The sequence below is a fragment of the Pseudomonas sp. 67(2021) genome, assembly GCF_017491835.1.
GTDB classification, from domain to species: Bacteria; Pseudomonadota; Gammaproteobacteria; order Pseudomonadales; family Pseudomonadaceae; genus Aquipseudomonas; species Aquipseudomonas atacamensis.
The window spans coordinates 134,921-152,628 of record NZ_JAFGYL010000011.1; the positions used below are offsets into that span (position 1 = coordinate 134,921).

Below are 17,708 nucleotides of genomic sequence, written 5' to 3' on the forward strand. Positions count from 1 at the left end.
TGCTCGCGAAGGGGCCGGATCTGGCTCCGCGGTTAAGCGGATTTAGCCATGATCAACCCAGTCTCACTCGCCGCTTCCAGCCGGATCGCAATGAACTTCGACGTCGGCGTGTGGCTGCCATCCCCCGTACTTTCCAGCGGCACCAGCGGATTGACCTCCGGATAGTACGCCGCCGCCTGCCCCGCAGGAATATCGAACGCCAACAATGTAAAACCTTTCACCCGGCGCTCGCGACCATCGTCCCAGATCGACACGATGTCGGCCTTCTGTCCCGGACGGAAGCCCAGACGAATGATGTCGGCCTCGTTGGCGAACAGCACGTCACGCTGGCCCTTCACGCCACGGTAGCGGTCGTCGAGACCATAGATCGTCGTGTTGTACTGATCGTGGGAGCGCATCGATTGCAGGATCAGATCCGGCACCTGGCCGGTGGCGCGGGTGCGTTCGTGGACCAGATCTTTCGGCAACTGATTGGCGCGGAAGTTGGCGCGGCCTGACGGCGTGTTCCACTTGCGGGCGCCAGCCGAGTTGCCCAGATAGAAGCCGCCCGGGTTTTTGATCTTGTCGTTGAAGTCTTTGAAACTCGGGATGGTGTCGGCGATCAGTTCGCGAATGCGCCCGTAATCGGCTACCAGCCAGTTCCAGTCCACCGGTTGGCTGCCGAGAGTGGCGGCAGCGATGCCGGCGATGATCGACGGCTCCGAGCGCATCTGGTTCGACAGCGGCTGCAACTGGCCGTTGGACGCGTGGACCATGCTGAACGAGTCTTCCACGGTCACCGCTTGCGGGCCTTCGGTCTGGATGTCGATGTCGGTGCGGCCCAGGCACGGCAGGATCAACGCGTCTTTGCCGTGAGCGAGGTGGCTGCGGTTGAGCTTGGTGCTGATCTGCACGGTCAGGTCACAATTGCGCAGCGCTTCGAAGGTGCGCGAGCTGTCCGGCGTGGCCTGGGCAAAGTTGCCGCCCAAGCCGATGAACACCTTGGCGCGACCTTCGGCCATCGCATGAATCGCCTCGACCACGTTGTGGCCATTGTGGCGCGGCACCTTGAACTGGAAGCGACGCTCCAGCGAGTCGAGGAACGCCACCGGTGGACGCTCGTTGATGCCCATGGTGCGGTCGCCCTGCACGTTGCTGTGACCACGCACCGGGCACAGACCGGCGCCAGGTTTGCCGATATTGCCGCGCAGCAGTATCAGGTTGGCGATTTCCTGAATGGTCGGCACCGAATGACGGTGCTGGGTGATGCCCATGGCCCAGCACATGATCACGTTCTTGCCTTTGGCGTACATGCGCGCGGCTTGCTCGATCTCGACCAGGGTCAGCCCCGATTGCTCGACGATCTGCTCCCACGAGGTGTCGTCGACAGTGGCGAGGTACTCCAGCACGTTGGCGCTGTGGGCATTGAGGAAATCATGGTCGAACACCGCCGGCTCGCCAGCCTTCTGCGCATCGCGTTCCCATTGCAGGAGGAACTTGGCCATGCCGCGCAGCACCGCCATGTCACCGCCGAGGGCCGGACGGAAGTACGCGGTGTTGGTCGGCTTGTCGCCGTTGGTGAGCATTTCGATCGGGTGCTGGGGATGCTGGAAACGCTCCAGACCGCGCTCTTTCAGCGGATTGATGCACACCACCTGGGCGCCGCGTTTCACCGCTTCACGCAACGGTTCGAGCATGCGCGGATGGTTGGTGCCGGGGTTCTGGCCCCAGACGAAAATCGCGTCGGCGTGTTCGAAGTCGTCGAAGGTTACCGTGCCTTTGCCGACCCCGACACTCTGCGCCAACGCCACGCCGCTGGCCTCGTGGCACATGTTCGAGCAGTCAGGAAAATTGTTGGTGCCGTAAGCCCGCACGAACAGCTGATACAGATACGCTGCTTCGTTGCTGGCGCGGCCCGAGGTGTAGAACTCGGCCTGATCCGGGCTTGGCAGATTGCGCAGGTGCTTGCCGATCAGGGCGAAGGCATCTTCCCAAGAGATCGGCTTGTAGCGATCGGACTCGGCGTCGTAGGCCATCGGCTCGGTCAGGCGGCCCTGATATTCCAGCCAGTAATCGCTCTGCTCCAGCAGGGAAGTGACGCTGTGCTTGGCGAAAAACTTCGCATCGACGCGACGCTTGGTCGCTTCCCAGTTCACCGCTTTGGCGCCGTTCTCGCAGAACTTGACCATGCCGCTTTCCGGCGAATCACCCCAGGCGCAACCCGGGCAGTCGAAGCCGCCATTCTGGTTGGTCTTGAGCATCATGCGCAGGTTTTTCAGGGCGTTGTCGCTGGTCAGCCACGCCTGGGCCACACTTATCAGGGCGCCCCAGCCGCCAGCGGCACCTTTGTAAGGCTTGTAGCGCGGGACAGGTTTCTGGTCGGCTTGATGATGTTGGCTCACGCTTGATTCTCCATCGCGGGGCTGTACACCCGCGGCGCACTTTTCTGCGGCAGGTGGATGAGATTGAGGTTATGGCGCCGGGCCCATTGCACGGCCAGGCCGGTGGGTGCCGACAGGCTGACCAGGGTCTGGATCCCGGCACGCAAGACTTTCTGGATCAATTCGAGGCTGCAACGGCTGGTGACAATCGCCAGGCCGCCTTCGGTAGAAATCTTCTGGCGGATCAACCCGCCGATCAGCTTGTCGAGGGCGTTATGGCGGCCGATGTCTTCCCGTCCGAGCAGCAATTCGCCGCTGGCATTCATGAACACCGCAGCATGCACCGCGCCGCAGTGCTGGCCGAGCGGCTGGAACGCGCCGATGCGCTGGCGCAAACCGTCGAGCCATTCGATCGGTGGCAAGGCTGCGCCCGGCAACACTTTGAGCTCAGGCAGCGCCTGTTCGACGGCTTCGACGCCGCACAGTCCGCAGCCGCTGGTGCCGGCCAACTGCCGACGCTGCTGTTTGAGGTTCCAGAACGCGCGGTTGGCAATGGTCACTTGCGCGTATTGCGCCGAGCCTGCGCCCGTCAGTTGCAGATCGTAGATATCGCTGGCGTCTTCGATGATGCCGCTGCCGAGGCTGAAACCGACGATGAAATCTTCAAGATCGGTCGGGGTCACCAGCATCACCGCCTGGCTGATGCCGTTGTAGGCGATCGCCAACGCGACTTCCTCGGCCAGCGCGGTGCTGGCCGATGCCTCAAAGGGTAGATCGCTGTAGCTGTAGGTCTGGCTGGCGGCAGGCGCGGGCGTTTCAATTGCTGGCGCCGCGCAGGCTGGGCGCTTGGCGTTCATGGCATCACCGACGGTTTGATCTAGGTCAAGACTAGGCGCGGCAAGTTGTCGCGTCTAATCGCTATTACCGATCTACCGATAGATGCCGTCGATCAAGCGTCTTTTGGCGATTTCTGATAAAGCGCGAAACAGGCTTCCGCCAGCGCTGAACGCGGCGCGCCACGGCGCATGATCAGGCCCAGCGGCGCGAGGGTGTGGGCATTTTCGATCGGTTGCAGACGCAGGTGATCAGCAAGGGTTTCCGCGCCGCCATCGAGCGGCATGATCGCGCAGCAAAAACCGCCGTGTACTGCTTGCAGCAGTTGATGCACGGCGTCGGTTTGCAACAGCGGTTGCGGGGTCAGGCCACGGCTGTGGAAGTTGTGGTCGATGGACTGGCGAAAGTGCATGCCGCTGGTGAGCATGCACAGCGGCAGTTCGATCAGCGATTCCCAGCTCAGGGGTTCTTCGCCGAAGTTGAACGAGCGCTCGTCATAGAGCAGGCCCATGCGCGTCTCGTTGAAGGCCAGCGAATCGAAGCGCTCGCTGTCCAGGCGCTCCAGATACGACACGCCAATGTCGATGCGGTTGTTCGCCAGGTGTTCGAGCACCTGCTCGGAGCTCAGCGACGACAGTTCGAAGCGCAAGTCCGGGTGCGCCGCGTGCAGTCGTTGCATCAGCGGCAAGGGATCGAAGCTCGACAGCGGCACCACGCCCAGGCGCAGCGTACCGATCAGATTTCCGCGACAGGCCGCCGCTTCAGCCTGCAAGCCGTCGTAAGCTGCCAGCACCGTACGCGCCCACGCCAGCACGCGTTCGCCCGGTGCGGTGAAGCCTTCGAAGCGCTGGCCGCGATTGACCAATGGCAGGTCGAGTTCTTCCTCGAGGCTGCGCAAGCGCATCGACAGGGTCGGCTGGGTGATGTGGCAGCGCGCGGCGGCCTGGCCGAAATGGCGGGTTTCGTCGAGGGCGATGAGGAATTTCAGCTGCTTGATGTCCATCTTCGCTCCGGGCGGTTGGCGGGGTGTGGCGATTCTACCGCCTGCGGCGCGGCAGCGTCATTGGTCGGACTGGAACCGGGTTTGGCTGGGGTGGTCTAGGCTTGGACGACTGACCCTTTATTACATGGAGTGAATGCGATGAGCCTGTTCAGTTTTTTGAAAGAAGCCGGTGAAAAGATTCTCGATGCACTGACGCCGGACAAGGCCGAGGCCAACAGCGCAGCGCTGACCAAGCACGTGCAGGAAGCGCTGACCGGTATTGATACGTCGAAGATCCAGGTCAAGGTTGAGGGCGAGAAAGTCATCGCCACGGGTGAAGCGGCGAGTCAGGAAGAGAAAGAAAAGATTCTCTTGGCCCTGGGTAACGTCGCCGGCGTGAGTGGCGTGGACGATCAGATCACCGTGACGGGTGGCGTTGCCGCCGCTGCGAAATTTGTCACGGTCGAGAAGGGCGATACGCTGAGTGCGATTTCCAAGCGCGTGTATGGCGACGCCAACCAGTACAACAAGATTTTCGAGGCCAACGAACCTCAGCTCAAACATCCAGACAAGATCTACCCGGGACAAGTATTGCGTATTCCTGAATAACATTCGAAAGCGCTTTCGCGAGCAGGCTCGCTCCCACATTTGAAACGCATTTCGGTGTGGGAGCGAGCCTGCTCGCGATGGCAGCAACGCGACGTCAAAGCCCTGCAATCAAATCCCGGTAATCCTCGACGGCGGCAAACTCCGCTGTGTCCTTCGGTCCTTTGCGGCTGTCCGGTTCTTTCACCGCCAGCAAGTGCGCCACGCCAAAATCCCGTGCACTGCGCAGGATCGGCAAGGTGTCATCGATAAACAGGCTGCGCGCCGGATCAAAACCGATGTCCGCCTGCAAGGCATCCCAGAATTGCGGGTTCTCCTTGGGATAACCATAGTCGTGCGAGCTGATCAGCCGCTCGAAGTATGGTGCGAGTTCGATCCGTTCCAGTTTCAACGACAGCGAATCGCGGTGCGCATTGGTGATCATGATCACCCGTTTGCCGGCGCGTTTGATTGCATCGAGGAAGGTATCGGCATCGGCGCGCAGGGCGATCAAGTGGGCGGTTTCCTGTTTCAGTTCACGCACCGACAATTTCAGTTCCGCGCTCCAGAAATCCAGGCAGTACCACTGTAACTGGCCGGCGTGGCGCTCGAACAATGGCTGCAATTCCAGCTCGGCCATGGCCCGGCTGATGCCGTGCAGCTCGGCGTAGCGCTGGGGCAGGTGTTCGAGCCAGAAATGGTTGTCGAAGTGCAGATCCAGCAGCGTGCCGTCCATGTCGAGCAGGACGGTATCGATGTCGGACCACGGTAAAGAAGGCATGGCAACGTCTCGAACGGTGAAAAGATATCCGACGCAAACAATCGGGAAAGCCGCGTTATAGTAGCGCGTTCACGCCAAGGAGCTTTGCATGCGCCAGAAACCCACCGTACTCGCCCGCGAGATCGTCGCCACCAGTCGCCTGTTTCGCGTCGAAGAACTCAAGCTGCGATTTTCCAATGGCGTGGAGCGTACTTACGAGCGTTTGGTCGGCAAGGGCGCGGGTTATGGCGCGGTGATGATCGTCGCGATGCTTGACGCCGAACACGCAGTGTTAATCGAGGAATACTGCGGCGGCACCGACGAATACGAACTGTCTCTGCCCAAAGGCCTGATCGAGCCGGGCGAGGACGTGCTGGCGGCGGCCGAGCGGGAACTCAAGGAAGAGGCCGGTTATGGCGCGCGTCAACTGGAGCATCTGACCGAGCTGTCGCTGTCGCCCGGTTACATGAGCCAGAAAATCCAAGTGGTGTTGGCCACCGACCTGTATGAAGAGCGGCTGGAAGGTGATGAGCCGGAGCCGATGCGGGTCGACAGGGTCAACCTGCGCGAACTGTCGGCGCTGGCGCAGAATCCGCATTTTTCCGAGGGCCGCGCCTTGGCGGCACTGTATTTGACCCGTGACCTGCTGAGCCAGCGCGGGGTATTCAGCTATGAGTGAGACGTCGATGAATTTTCCCCATCCGCTGATGGCACCTGTGGTTGCGCTGGCTTTACAGGCTGGCGAGGCGATTCTGCCGTTCTGGCGTGCCGGCGTTGAAGTCACGGCCAAGTCCGATGATTCGCCGGTCACGGCTGCCGATCTGGCTGCGCATCACCTTATCGTTGCCGGGCTGACCGCGCTGGATCCGAGCATTCCGGTGCTCTCGGAAGAGGACGCCGATATCCCGCAGAGCGTGCGCGCCGGTTGGCAGCGCTGGTGGCTGGTGGATCCGCTGGACGGCACCAAGGAGTTCATCAGCGGTAGCGAGGAATTCACCGTCAACATCGCGCTGATCGAAAATGGCCGGGTGGTATTTGGCGTGGTGACGATGCCGACCAACGGTCGTTTTTACGTCGGCGGTGCCGGGCTCGGTGCATGGCGTGGCGACGAGGGCGCTACGCCGGTAGCGATTCGGGTGCGCGATGTGCCTGCGCCGGGCGAGGCGTTTACCGTGGTGGCCAGCCGTCGCCATTCAAGTCCCGAGCAAGAGCGTTTGCTGGCCGGGTTGAGCGCCAGTCTTGGTGAGCTGCAACTGGCCAATATCGGCAGTTCCTTGAAATTTTGCCTGCTGGCCGAGGGTGCTGCTGATTGCTATCCGCGACTGGCGCCGACTTCGCAGTGGGACACGGCGGCAGCGCAGGGCGTGCTGGAAGGCGCGGGGGGCGAGGTGCTGGATCTGAGCGGCGAGGCGTTCAGTTATCCGCCGCGAGAATCACTGTTGAACGAGTTCTTTCTGGCGCTGCCGGCGAAGGCTGCGTGGCGCGGACGGTTGTTGGAGTTGGCCCGAGGCTAACTGCCTGATCCGCAATTCCCCTCACCCCAGCCCTCTCCCCCAGGAGAGGGAGCCGACCGAGTTGTCTGGCGCTATGCATCGACCCGGAGAATCGAGTCGATTGTGGATTCGGCGAAACAGTTTCAGGTCGACGTAAATCTGTAGCATCCCCGTATCGGTTCCCTCTCCCTCGGGAGAGGGCTAGGGTGAGGGGCTGTTGATCTTCAACGGTGCAAAACGTACTGCCCGGTAAATCTCACCGCCTCGTCCTCGCTTCCCGCATTCAGGATCCGCGTATCCAGCGTCAACCGCGCCCGTCCGTATCGCCGATACATCGCCACAAAGCGCTTCCACACCGCGGCATCCGGTGCCGGGCAGATCGCCACGGCGTCCCCGGTCACCGGCAGCGGATAACTGATCTGTCCTTCCTGAATGACGATGTGTCCGTCGGTAATCCCTTCTTCCTGCAAACGCAGATGCAACCAGCCCCAGCCGGCCAGCACCGCGCCGCAGTAGAGGCTGCCGCCAAACATGGTGCTCTTGTGATTGACGTTGGGCGCAAGCGGCAGGTGCAGGCTCAATTGCTGCTCACGCCACTCAAGCACCTCAAGACCCATCTCGGCAGTCAGCGGAATGTCGTGATGCAGCACCGTTTGCAGGTATTCGCTTGCGCTGCTCATTCGTGGTCTTCCCCGTGGCTGCTGTCGCCGAAATTCAGACCGTGTTTGCGCAGCTTGTCATGCAGGGTCTTGCGCGGAATACCCAGAGCTTCGGCGAGGCTGCGCACCGAGCTGTGCGAGCGCGCCAGCTCGGCGGCGATCAGCGATTTCTCGAAGTTTTCCACTTGCTCGCTGAGGCCGCCACTGACCACTTCTACCGGCGTGCCACCGCTGCCATCAGCGCTGTTGTCCAGTGCCAGTTCAAGCCCGAGGGCGAAGCGTTCGGCGGCATTTTGCAGTTCACGCACATTGCCCGGCCAGGTGTGGCGCAGCAGCAGGGCGCGGTGTGCCGGTTGCAGTTCGTGGGGGGGCAAGCCGTGGCGGGCGCTGGCTTCATCGGCGTAGTGCTGAAACAGCACCAGTGCGTCTTCGCCCCTTTCGCGCAGCGGCGGGATGCGCAGCGGCGCGACGTTGAGGCGGTAATACAAGTCGGCGCGGAAGCGACCCTGATCCGCCGCTTGGCGCAGATCTTCCTTGGTCGCGGCGATGACGCGGATGTCCAGCGGGATCAACTGATTGCCGCCCAGGCGCTCGACGACTCGCTCCTGCAGCATGCGCAGCAGTTTCACTTGCACGTCCATGCTCATGCTTTCGATTTCGTCGAGGAACAGCGTGCCGCCGTTGGCGAATTCGAATTTGCCGATGCGGCGTTTCTGCGCGCCGGTGAAAGCGCCGGGTTCGTGACCGAACAGCTCGCTTTCCACCACCGATTCCGCCAGGGCGCCGGCATTGATCGCCACGAACGGGCCGTTGCGGCGGCTCGACAAGTCGTGCAGCGCGCGGGCCACCACCTCTTTGCCGGCACCGGTTTCGCCGAGGATCAGCACGTCAGCCTTGGTCGTCGCCACCGCACCGATCTGCTCACGCAGACGCAGCATTGGTGTCGAATGGCCGACCAGTCGCGCGCTCAATTCGTTGCGGTCGCTCAAGGCCAGACGCAGGCTGCGGTTGTCCAGCACCAGCCGCCGTAGCGCGAGGGCGCGACGGACGCTGTCGAGCAGCGCATCGCTGGCAAAGGGTTTTTCCAGAAAATCGTAAGCACCGGCGCGCATCGCCTGCACCGCCAGCGGTACGTCGCCATGGCCGGTGATCAGCAGCACCGGCAGCTCCGGATCCTGTGCATGCAACTCGCTCAACAGTTCGAGGCCGTCCATGCCCGGCATGCGGATGTCGCTGACCACCACCCCCGGCCAGTCACGCTCGAGTTGCGCGGCCAGGCCCTTGGCTTCGGACAGCGGCAGGATTTTCAGGCCGGCCAGGTCCAGCGTCTGGCCGAGGGCCTGGCGCAAGTGCGGATCGTCGTCGATCAACACTACCTGGATGCGATTGTCGATGGTCATGCACTTCGATCCTCGGACGGTTGCAGGCTGACTCCGGGCGCACCGGCGCGCAGGCGCAGGGTGATCAGGGCGCCGCCTTGCTTGTGGTTGGCGAACGACAGCTCGCCACCAAAGGCGCGCATCAGCGTTTCACAAATGGCCAGTCCCAGACCCAGACCCTGGGTGCGGGTCTTGGTGGTGTAAAAGGGCTCGCTGGCGCGGCCAAGAGCTTCCATGCAGAACCCGGGGCCGTTGTCGCGAATGTACAGATTGACGCCGTCGGCGGTGGCTTCGGCACTCAGCGACAATTTGCGCGGCGGGCCTTTTTCGGTCAGGGCATCGAGAGCATTGGCCAGCAGATTGCCCAGCACTTGGCGCAAGCGGGTTTCGCCGGCCTCGACCCAAAGCGTCGCGGCTGGCAGATCGCGGATCAGTTCGACTTCCATGCTGCGCCGACGTTTGGCCAGCAATGCCAGCGCATCGTCCAGCGCCGGTTGCAGGGCGACGCTTTCCGGTGCGTGGCGATCGCGGCGGGCGAAGGCGCGCAGGTGGGCGATGATCGAGGCCATGCGCCCGGTCAGTTCGCTGATCAGCTTGAGGTTGCCCCGGGCGTCCTCGGTGCGCTGATGATCGAGCAGCACTTCGGCGTTTTCCGCATAGCTGCGAATCGCCGCCAGCGGCTGATTGAGTTCGTGACTGATGCTCGCCGACATGGTCCCCAGCGCCGACAGTTTGCCGGCCTGGACCAGATCGTCCTGGGCGCGCACCAGCTCCTGCTGGGCCTGCTCACGCTCGAGCACTTCCTGTTTCAAACGCCGGTTGAGGCCCTCCAGATCGCTGGTACGTTCGGCCACCCGGCCTTCCAGTTCGCGGCGCGCCTTGGCCTCGAACGCGATGCGCTCCAGATAATGCCGGCGACGTTGCATCATCAAACCCACCAGCAGCATCACCACCAACAGCGTGGCGCCGCCGATCGCGACCACCGTGCGCACCGGACGATCGATCAGCGTGCGCGGGGCGAGGATGCTGACGCTCCAGCCGGTTTCGGCGATGTCGTGGGTCTGCGTCAGCCAGGCGTCGGCGCTCAGGTTAAGCGGTCGGGGTTCGCGGGTCGGGTAGGGCTGGATCGCAGTGATCGCGGCGCGCTCGGCATCGCTCAACTCGCGAGTGGAACGGAAACGCCATTCCGGGCGCGACGTCAGGATGACCACGCCGTTGTGGTCGGTCACCAGCAGTTGTTCCGGGGTTTTTCCCCACAGGCTTTCGGTGTGATCGAGGTCGACCTTGATCACCAGTACGCCGATGATTTTTTCGCCGTTGCGCACAGCAGCGGCGAAGAAGTAGCCGCGTTTGGCCGAAGTGGTGCCGAGGCCGAAGAAGCGTCCGAGGCGGCCGGCCATGGCTTCGCTGAAATACGGGCGGAAGGCGAAGTTGCGGCCGACGAAGCTGTCGCGTTTGTCCCAGTTCGACGCCGCCAGCGTCTGGCCGGACGTGTCCATCAGGTACATCACTTCAGCGCCGGTCTGCGCGGCGATGTTTTTCAGCAGGCGATTGGCGTTGCCTTGGGTAACGCCGTCGTCCGGCGCACCGAGCACCGCGCGCAGGGCCGGCAGATCGCCGAGAATCTGCGGCAACACTTCATAGCGATGCAGGGTGCCGAGCAGGTTGGCGACGTACAGATCGAGGGTCTGGCGATTCTGCCCGGCGAGTTCGCTGCGGTAATAGCGCTCGGCGAGGTGTTCCAGCGGCCACAGCAGCGGCGCCAGGCATATGGCCAACAGTGCGAGGCTGCGCCAGCGGGGTCTGCGGGGAAGCGGTGGTTTCATGTGCCGGATACGCCTGAGGTGACAGGCGCATTATGCCTTTGCTCTGTACGAAAACTGCCTGTGCGTCGATCATGCTGCGTTAAAAACAGGCTCGGAATGCTCATTTAGGGACCTAGACTCCGCTTCCTCGCCTGTTTTTGCCTTGCCTGATCACCGCTCGGCGAGTTTTTGTACAGACCTGGCCTCAGGCGAAGACGTCAGCGTCCTTGAGCAGCGCAGCCGCCTGGTCCTTGGCCGACAGCTTCGGCGCTTCGTCCAGTTGCCAGTCGATGCCCAGCGCCGGGTCGTCCCAGCGAATGCTGCGCTCGGAAGACGGGTCGTAATAGTTGGTGGTCTTGTAGAGGAATTCGGCGAACTCGCTCAGCACCACGAAACCGTGAGCGAAACCTTCCGGTACCCATAGCTGACGATGGTTTTCCGCCGACAGGCGCACCGCCACCGATTTGCCGAAATGCGGCGAGCTGCGACGGATGTCCACCGCCACATCGAGCACTTCACCCGCGGTCACGCGAACCAGTTTGCCCTGGGTGTTCTGCAACTGGTAATGCAGACCACGCAGCACGCCTTTTTGCGAGCGCGAATGGTTGTCCTGCACAAACTGCGTTTCCAGACCGGTAGCGTCCTGAAACGCCTTGGCATTGAAACTCTCGTAGAAAAAACCACGCTCGTCGCCGAACACCTTGGGTTCGATGATCAGAACACCGGGCAGATCGGTGGTGATGACATTCATGAGGATTTCCATAGACAGGTTTGAATGGGCGACATTCTTGCGCAAAGCGCTGCGGGGCGCGAGTGTTGGGTTTGAATTGGAGCGTTCATTGAAGCCGGGGGTTGCGTAACCGCCAAGGCAATGGCGATATAAGCGCCTAATAAAATTTCAGGGGTCGTTTCATGCCGCTCGCCACGTTGATTCATCGCGCCAGTTTGCCCGGTCCGCAGGTTTCAGAGGCGCAGGCGCTGCAATGGCTGGCCGAATATTACGGGTTCAGCGGCACGTTGCTGGCGCTGGGCAGCCAGCAGGATCTGAATTATCGCGTCGACAGCGAGCGTGGACGCTTCGTGCTGAAAGTCTGTCGTGGCGACTACGCTCTTGTGGAGTTGCAAGCCCAGCACGCCGGGCTCAAATACTTGGCCGAGCATTCGGCGATCAAGGTGCCGCGCGTCATCGCAGCCAATAACGGTGCCGATCTGTTGTCGTTGCAAGCCAATGGCGAAACGGTGCATGTGCGCTTGCTGGAGTACATCGACGGCCAACCATTGACCGATTTCGATCATCTTGGCAAAGACGTGGTCGCCGGATTTGGCCGACTCTGTGGCGAGATGGATCTGGCCCTGGCAGGCTTCGATCACCCGGGCCTTGAACGCACCTTGCAGTGGGACGCGCGTCACGCCAACGCTTTGATCAGTCATCTGTTGCCGGTGATCACCGACGCGCAGCAGGGTGCGGTGATCAGCGCTGCCGCCGAGCAGGCCGAGCGCCGTTTGCAATCGTTGCTGGACAAACTGCCGGTGCAGGCGATTCACATGGATATCACCGATGACAACGTCGTCTGGGCGCGTGATGCCCAGCGGCATTGGCAGTTGCAGGGTGTGATCGACTTCGGTGATCTGGTGCGCACCTGGCGTATCACCGATCTGTCGGTGACCTGTGCGGCTTTGCTGCATCACGCCGATGGCGATCCGTTTGTCATCCTGCCGGCGGTCCAGGCTTATCACGCGGTCAATCCGTTGCAGTACGCTGAGCTGCAAGCGCTGTGGCCATTGATCGTGGCGCGGGCGGCGGTGCTGGTGCTCAGTGGCGAGCAGCAGGTGAGCATCGACCCCACCAATACGTATAGCCGCGACAATCTCGGTCACGAGTGGGAAATCTTTCGCGTCGCGACCTCGGTGCCACAGGCGCTGATGGAAGCGGCAATTCTCACCGCCGTGGGCCAGACCGTGCCGAAGGTCGAAAAACCGGAATTTGCGCCATTGCTGCCCGGATTGGTCGGGCGCGAATTCGCCCTGATCGATCTGGGCGTGTTGAGCCCGCACTTCGAGGCGGGTAATTGGGAGCAGCCGGGCATTGATCAGCGCTTGCTGACAGAAGCCGCAGCGGTCCATGGGCTGGCGGCGACGCGTTATGGCCAGTACCGCTTGTCACGCACCCGCCCGGACAGTGCGACTGAACCGGATACGTTCCCGTTGCATGTCGAATTGCGTGTGCCGACCGGAACCGAAGTGCAAGCACCGTTCGCCGGCATTCTGAAGCAAGCGGCAAACGGTGCGCTGCAACTCGATGGCCCACAGTTCAGCGTTCGCCTGTGGGGCGTGACGCCTGTTCTTGAACATGGGGTGGCAGTGGATAGAGGCCAGAAACTCGGTGAAGTCACTGGGCCGCTGATTGTGCAGTTGTGCCGAGAAGCAGAACTCGACGCGCCGCTGTTCTGCACGCCGTCCCGTGCATCGGCGTGGCAGGCGTTGTGCCCGTCACCGGCGATGCTGCTCGGGCTGGCCTGCGACGCCGAGCCTGAGCTGGACGCGAAAACCCTGCTCGAACGCCGCGATGCCAGTTTTGCCCGCACGCAAAAACACTATTACGTTGACCCGCCGCGCATTGAACGCGGCTGGCGCAATCACCTGATTGATATGCAGGGCCGCTCGTATCTGGACATGCTCAATAACGTCGCCGTGCTCGGCCACGGTCACCCTCGGATGGCGGCGGTCGCGGCGCGGCAGTGGTCTTTGCTCAATACCAATTCACGTTTCAACTACGCGGCGGTCGCCGAATTTTCCGAACGCTTGCTCAAGCTGGCGCCGGAGGGCATGGATCGCGTGTTCCTGGTCAACAGCGGCAGCGAGGCCAATGACCTGGCGATTCGCCTGGCCTGGGCCTACAGCGGCGGGCGCGACATGATCAGCGTGCTCGAGGCGTATCACGGCTGGACGATCGGCGCCGATGCGGTATCGACGTCGATTGCCGACAACCCGAAGGCCCTGGAAAGTCGCCCGGACTGGGTGCACCCAGTGCCAGCGCCGAACACTTATCGCGGCGAATTCCGTGGCGCCGATTCGGCGCCGGATTACGTGCGCAGCGTCGAGCATCATCTGCAAAAACTGGCCGAGCAAAAGCGGCAACTGGCCGGTTTCATCTGCGAGCCGGTCTACGGCAATGCCGGGGGTATTTCTTTACCGCCGGGCTATTTGCCGCAGGTGTATGAAAAGGTCCGCGCGCAGGGCGGGGTGTGCATCGCGGACGAAGTGCAGGTCGGTTACGGGCGCATGGGCCATTTTTTCTGGGGCTTCGAAGAGCAGGGCGTGGTGCCGGACATCATCACCATGGCCAAGGGCATGGGTAACGGTCAGCCACTTGGCGCGGTGATCACTCGCCGGGAAATCGCCGAGGCGCTGGAGGCCGAAGGCTATTTCTTCTCGTCGGCGGGCGGCAGTCCGGTCAGTTGCCAGATCGGCATGGCGGTGCTCGATGTGATGGAGGAAGAAAAGCTCTGGGAAAACGCTCAGGTCGTCGGTGGCCACTTCAAGGCGCGCCTGGAAGCGTTGATCGATAAACATCCGCTGGTCGGCGCGGTGCACGGCTCCGGGTTTTATCTCGGGCTGGAACTGATCCGCAATCGGCAGACGCTGGAGCCGGCGACCGCCGAAACTGCGTTCCTGTGTGATCGCTTGCGTGAGCTGGGGATCTTCATGCAGCCGACCGGCGACGATTTGAACATTCTCAAGATCAAGCCACCGATGGTGACGTCGCGCCAAAGCGTGGATTTCTTTGTCGATATGCTGGATCGGGTGTTGAGCGAAGGACTGTAAGCAAGGCACATCCCCTGTGGGAGCGAGCCTGCTCGCGAAAGCTGCGTATCAGTCGCCACATGCGGTGACTGATACAGCGCATTCGCGAGCGGGCTCGCTCCCACATTTGTTTTCGGTCTGAAGTCCGATTTGTATCGATTTAATTGGCGTTCAAACAGAGATATTCCTTCTTTACAGCTTTTAAAGCCGATATTTATCGGTTATAAAGTCGCCGTTGCTCCGGCATGGCGATCTTTTGTCCGGTGCGCGCGTTTTCTTTTCGGTCGAATTCTTCGACCGTCAAAGCACTAGCCCGGAGATGATTCATGAGCCGTATCGTTACCGTCGCCGCCACGCAGATGGCCTGTTCGTGGGACCTGGAAGCCAACCTCGAAACCGCTGAAAGACTGGTCCGCGAAGCCGCCGCTAAAGGCGCGCAGATCATCCTCATCCAGGAACTGTTCGAGGCGCCGTACTTTTGCCAGAAGCCCAATCCGGATTACCTGCAACTGGCAACGACGGTTGAAGAAAACGTGGCCATCAAGCATTTCCGGAAAATCGCCAAAGAGCTGCAAGTGGTGCTGCCGATCAGCTTCTACGAACTGGCAGGGCGTGCACGCTTCAACAGCATCGCGATCATCGACGCCGACGGCAGCAACCTCGGGATTTATCGCAAGAGCCACATCCCCGACGGCCCGGGCTATCACGAAAAGTATTACTTCAACCCGGGCGACACCGGCTTCAAGGTATGGAACACCCGTTACGCGAAAATCGGCGTTGGCATCTGCTGGGACCAGTGGTTCCCGGAAGCGGCGCGCAGCATGGCCCTGCAAGGCGCGGAAATTCTCTTTTATCCAACCGCGATCGGCAGCGAGCCGCACGACAAGACCATCTCTTCACGCGATCACTGGCAGCGGGTGCAGCAGGGCCATGCCGGCGCCAACCTGATGCCGCTGATTGCCAGCAACCGCATCGGCAATGAAGAGCAGGACGGCTACGACATCACCTTCTACGGCTCGTCGTTCATCGCCAATCAGTTCGGCGAAAAAGTGCAGGAGCTGAATAAAACCGAAGAAGGTATTCTTGTGCACACGTTCAACCTCGACGAGCTGGAACATATTCGCAGCGCGTGGGGTTCATTCCGCGACCGCCGGCCGAATCTGTACGGCGCGTTGAAAACCCTCGACGGTTCCCTGGAGTCCTGATGACCACATTGAAAAGTACCCCACGCGCCGATGGCTTCTACATGCCGGCCGAGTGGGCGCCACAAACCCAGACCTGGATGATCTGGCCCGAGCGCCCGGACAACTGGCGTCTGGGCGGCAAACCGGCGCAGGCCGCGCACGCCACGGTGGCCAAGGCCATCGCCCGTTTCGAGCCGGTCACCGTTGCCGTCTCCGCCGGCCAATACGAAAACGCCCGCGCGCGCCTCGATGTGCCGAATATCCGCGTGGTGGAAATGTCCAGCGACGACGCCTGGGTTCGTGACAGCGGCCCGACCTTTGTTATCAATAACCATGGTGAAGTGCGCGGTGTGAACTGGGATTTCAACGCCTGGGGCGGTTTCGATGGTGGCCTGTATGCACCGTGGAACCGTGATTCGCAGGTCGGCGGCAAGATCCTCGAGATCGAGCGCAGCCCGCGTTACCGCACCGAAGGTTTCGTGCTCGAAGGCGGTTCGATTCATGTCGACGGCGAAGGCACGCTGATCACCACCGAAGAATGCCTGCTCAACCGCAATCGCAACCCGCACCTGAGCCGCGGAGAAATCGAAGCCGTACTCAGCGACAATCTGTCTGTGGACAAGATCATCTGGTTGCCGGATGGCTTGTTCAACGATGAAACCGACGGCCATGTGGATAACTTCTGCTGCTACGTGCGTCCGGGCGAAGTGCTGCTGGCGTGGACCGATGATCCGCAGGATCCGAACTACCCGCGCTGCCAGGCCGCAATGAAAGTGCTGCAAAGCAGCACCGACGCCAAGGGCCGCCCGTTCACGGTGCACAAAATGCCGATTCCGGGGCCGCTGTACGCGACCGAAGAAGAGTGTGCCGGCGTCGATGCGGTGGACGGTTCGCAGGAGCGCAATCCTTCCGTGCGTCTGGCTGGTTCCTACGTGAACTTCCTGATCGTCAACGGCGGTATCATCGCGCCGAGCTTCGACGACCCGATGGATGCCCCGGCCAGGGAAATCCTGCAGAAGCTGTTTCCGCAGCACGAAGTCGTGATGGTGCCGGGCCGTGAACTGTTACTGGGTGGCGGCAATATTCACTGCCTTACCCAACAGCAGCCAGCGCCGTACAAAGAGTGAGTTGAGTCGTAACAGCTTGAGTTGATTCACAAATCAGCCAGGCAATGATTAGCTCGCTCAGCATCAAAGCAAGCCCGCGGCCCGTCAGGACCGCGGGCTTGTTTGTATCCGCCGGTCGACATTCGGGTCGCCTTGGCATACCTCTTGTATTGCTCCTGATGCACTAGGGAGGGCGGGGAACTTCAACAGTTCTGTCACAAACCTTGGATAACGTAGCCGCTCACGAACGGGGAGAGAGCGCTGAAATGAACGCCGAAGTGAACGTAATCAGCGAGCGGACTCTGCATCCCATGGCCGTCAACGGCGAATCGCTCCAGCTTGTCGCGCACTGGTTGAAGTCCAATGGAACGCGTCAGATCAGACAACCTGATCCGCGCCGGATGATGATCGAGCGTTACCCCGCTGGCCTGTTCAGCGAGGCCGAGCTGGAAGCATTGTGGGATGTGATGGAAGGATAAGAACAATAGGGATTGGTAAAAGCGCTGCCGGGATGGCGGCGCTTTTTTTGCCTGATTTTTATCCACAGGTATTCAAAAGTGGGAGCGAGCCTGCTCGCGAAGGCGTCAGCACTGCCAGTGACTTTGTTGACTGATCCAGCGCTTCGCGAGCAGGCTCGCTCCCACAGTTCAAACTCCCTGTTTAATCCGTTTTTTCTGCAACCGCCCAGCAAAAAAATTACGTTTCTTAGACGTTTTTCGCCTATTTAAAGACGATTCTTGAAATTGACACACAGTTC

At 61.4% G+C, this 17,708-nt stretch carries 15 protein-coding genes; 7 read left to right on the forward strand and 8 right to left on the reverse strand.

All coding sequences use genetic code 11. The features are described 5' to 3' along the window. Window positions 1-32 precede the first annotated feature (32 nt). The 3 genes from J5M66_RS15570 to J5M66_RS15580 all read right to left on the reverse strand — a co-directional run bounded on the left by J5M66_RS15570 (window position 33) and on the right by J5M66_RS15580 (window position 4,197). On the reverse strand, window positions 33-2,381 hold the full coding sequence (locus tag J5M66_RS15570; RefSeq protein WP_207808019.1) for an FdhF/YdeP family oxidoreductase: 2,349 nt from the start codon (window positions 2,379-2,381) through the stop codon (window positions 33-35). Further along, complete coding sequence (fdhD, locus tag J5M66_RS15575; RefSeq protein ID WP_071174078.1) at window positions 2,378-3,217, reverse strand: formate dehydrogenase accessory sulfurtransferase FdhD; 840 nt, start codon at window positions 3,215-3,217, stop codon at window positions 2,378-2,380. The genes J5M66_RS15570 and fdhD overlap by 4 nt, the downstream gene beginning before the upstream one ends. A 92-nt stretch (window positions 3,218-3,309) precedes the next feature. Next, on the reverse strand, window positions 3,310-4,197 hold the full coding sequence (locus J5M66_RS15580; RefSeq protein ID WP_016772169.1) for a LysR family transcriptional regulator: 888 nt from the start codon (window positions 4,195-4,197) through the stop codon (window positions 3,310-3,312). Between the two features lie 138 nt (window positions 4,198-4,335). Between J5M66_RS15580 and lysM the strand changes: the two genes are divergently transcribed. Continuing rightward, window positions 4,336-4,785 (forward strand): peptidoglycan-binding protein LysM, encoded by a 450-nt coding sequence (gene lysM, locus J5M66_RS15585; RefSeq protein ID WP_123444070.1) that lies wholly within the window; start codon window positions 4,336-4,338, stop codon window positions 4,783-4,785. A 94-nt stretch (window positions 4,786-4,879) separates the two neighbouring features. Here lysM and yrfG read toward each other — a convergent pair whose 3' ends face one another. Further along, window positions 4,880-5,542, reverse strand: coding sequence for a GMP/IMP nucleotidase (yrfG, locus tag J5M66_RS15590; RefSeq protein ID WP_071174081.1), 663 nt, complete (start codon window positions 5,540-5,542; stop codon window positions 4,880-4,882). Between the two features lie 88 nt (window positions 5,543-5,630). On the opposite strand from yrfG, the gene nudE reads away from it, so the two are divergent. Both nudE and cysQ read left to right on the forward strand, forming a co-directional pair. Continuing rightward, on the forward strand, window positions 5,631-6,200 hold the full coding sequence (nudE, locus tag J5M66_RS15595; RefSeq protein ID WP_207808018.1) for an ADP compounds hydrolase NudE: 570 nt from the start codon (window positions 5,631-5,633) through the stop codon (window positions 6,198-6,200). A 7-nt stretch (window positions 6,201-6,207) separates the two neighbouring features. Beyond that, complete coding sequence (gene cysQ, locus J5M66_RS15600; RefSeq protein ID WP_024011192.1) at window positions 6,208-7,035, forward strand: 3'(2'),5'-bisphosphate nucleotidase CysQ; 828 nt, start codon at window positions 6,208-6,210, stop codon at window positions 7,033-7,035. 203 nt (window positions 7,036-7,238) lie between these two features. Here cysQ and J5M66_RS15605 read toward each other — a convergent pair whose 3' ends face one another. The 4 genes from J5M66_RS15605 to rfbC all read right to left on the reverse strand — a co-directional run bounded on the left by J5M66_RS15605 (window position 7,239) and on the right by rfbC (window position 11,608). Continuing rightward, the gene (locus J5M66_RS15605; RefSeq protein WP_207808017.1) at window positions 7,239-7,694 is read right to left on the reverse strand and encodes a YiiD C-terminal domain-containing protein; all 456 of its coding nucleotides are present in this window, start codon (window positions 7,692-7,694) and stop codon (window positions 7,239-7,241) included. Next, window positions 7,691-9,073, reverse strand: a complete 1,383-nt coding sequence (locus J5M66_RS15610; RefSeq protein WP_207808016.1) for a sigma-54 dependent transcriptional regulator — start codon at window positions 9,071-9,073, stop codon at window positions 7,691-7,693. The genes J5M66_RS15605 and J5M66_RS15610 overlap by 4 nt, the downstream gene beginning before the upstream one ends. Further along, window positions 9,070-10,878, reverse strand: coding sequence for an ATP-binding protein (locus J5M66_RS15615; protein WP_207808014.1), 1,809 nt, complete (start codon window positions 10,876-10,878; stop codon window positions 9,070-9,072). The genes J5M66_RS15610 and J5M66_RS15615 overlap by 4 nt, the downstream gene beginning before the upstream one ends. Before the next feature lie 184 nt (window positions 10,879-11,062). Next, window positions 11,063-11,608 carry a dTDP-4-dehydrorhamnose 3,5-epimerase gene (gene rfbC / locus J5M66_RS15620; RefSeq protein ID WP_016772161.1) on the reverse strand — a complete coding sequence of 182 codons (546 nt, stop codon included), beginning with the start codon at window positions 11,606-11,608 and terminating at the stop codon, window positions 11,063-11,065. 161 nt (window positions 11,609-11,769) lie between these two features. Between rfbC and J5M66_RS15625 the strand changes: the two genes are divergently transcribed. From J5M66_RS15625 to J5M66_RS15640, 4 genes are all read left to right on the forward strand, one after another. Next, on the forward strand, window positions 11,770-14,682 hold the full coding sequence (locus J5M66_RS15625) for an aminotransferase (protein ID WP_207808013.1): 2,913 nt from the start codon (window positions 11,770-11,772) through the stop codon (window positions 14,680-14,682). 305 nt (window positions 14,683-14,987) lie between these two features. After that, window positions 14,988-15,866 (forward strand): N-carbamoylputrescine amidase, encoded by an 879-nt coding sequence (gene aguB / locus J5M66_RS15630; RefSeq protein WP_016772158.1) that lies wholly within the window; start codon window positions 14,988-14,990, stop codon window positions 15,864-15,866. Beyond that, window positions 15,866-16,972 carry an agmatine deiminase gene (aguA, locus tag J5M66_RS15635; RefSeq protein WP_207808012.1) on the forward strand — a complete coding sequence of 369 codons (1,107 nt, stop codon included), beginning with the start codon at window positions 15,866-15,868 and terminating at the stop codon, window positions 16,970-16,972. The genes aguB and aguA overlap by 1 nt, the downstream gene beginning before the upstream one ends. A 245-nt stretch (window positions 16,973-17,217) precedes the next feature. Then, a complete protein-coding gene (locus J5M66_RS15640) occupies window positions 17,218-17,430 on the forward strand; it encodes a hypothetical protein (RefSeq protein ID WP_207808011.1) in 213 nt (70 codons plus the stop codon). The last annotated feature ends 278 nt before the right edge of the window (window positions 17,431-17,708 follow it).

Excerpts from the sequence above, each read along its gene's own strand:
- rfbC (WP_016772161.1), bottom strand. The coding sequence starts at position 11,608 with ATGAATGTCATCACCACCGATCTGCCCGGTGTTCTGATCATCGAACCC.
- yrfG (WP_071174081.1), bottom strand. The coding sequence starts at position 5,542 with ATGCCTTCTTTACCGTGGTCCGACATCGATACCGTCCTGCTCGACATG.
- aguA (WP_207808012.1), top strand. The coding sequence starts at position 15,866 with ATGACCACATTGAAAAGTACCCCACGCGCCGATGGCTTCTACATGCCG.
- J5M66_RS15615 (WP_207808014.1), bottom strand. The coding sequence starts at position 10,878 with ATGAAACCACCGCTTCCCCGCAGACCCCGCTGGCGCAGCCTCGCACTG.
- fdhD (WP_071174078.1), bottom strand. The coding sequence starts at position 3,217 with ATGAACGCCAAGCGCCCAGCCTGCGCGGCGCCAGCAATTGAAACGCCC.
- J5M66_RS15625 (WP_207808013.1), top strand. The coding sequence starts at position 11,770 with ATGCCGCTCGCCACGTTGATTCATCGCGCCAGTTTGCCCGGTCCGCAG.
- J5M66_RS15580 (WP_016772169.1), bottom strand. The coding sequence starts at position 4,197 with ATGGACATCAAGCAGCTGAAATTCCTCATCGCCCTCGACGAAACCCGC.
- cysQ (WP_024011192.1), top strand. The coding sequence starts at position 6,208 with ATGAATTTTCCCCATCCGCTGATGGCACCTGTGGTTGCGCTGGCTTTA.
- J5M66_RS15610 (WP_207808016.1), bottom strand. The coding sequence starts at position 9,073 with ATGACCATCGACAATCGCATCCAGGTAGTGTTGATCGACGACGATCCG.
- J5M66_RS15640 (WP_207808011.1), top strand. The coding sequence starts at position 17,218 with ATGAACGCCGAAGTGAACGTAATCAGCGAGCGGACTCTGCATCCCATG.
- aguB (WP_016772158.1), top strand. The coding sequence starts at position 14,988 with ATGAGCCGTATCGTTACCGTCGCCGCCACGCAGATGGCCTGTTCGTGG.
- lysM (WP_123444070.1), top strand. The coding sequence starts at position 4,336 with ATGAGCCTGTTCAGTTTTTTGAAAGAAGCCGGTGAAAAGATTCTCGAT.
- nudE (WP_207808018.1), top strand. The coding sequence starts at position 5,631 with ATGCGCCAGAAACCCACCGTACTCGCCCGCGAGATCGTCGCCACCAGT.
- J5M66_RS15605 (WP_207808017.1), bottom strand. The coding sequence starts at position 7,694 with ATGAGCAGCGCAAGCGAATACCTGCAAACGGTGCTGCATCACGACATT.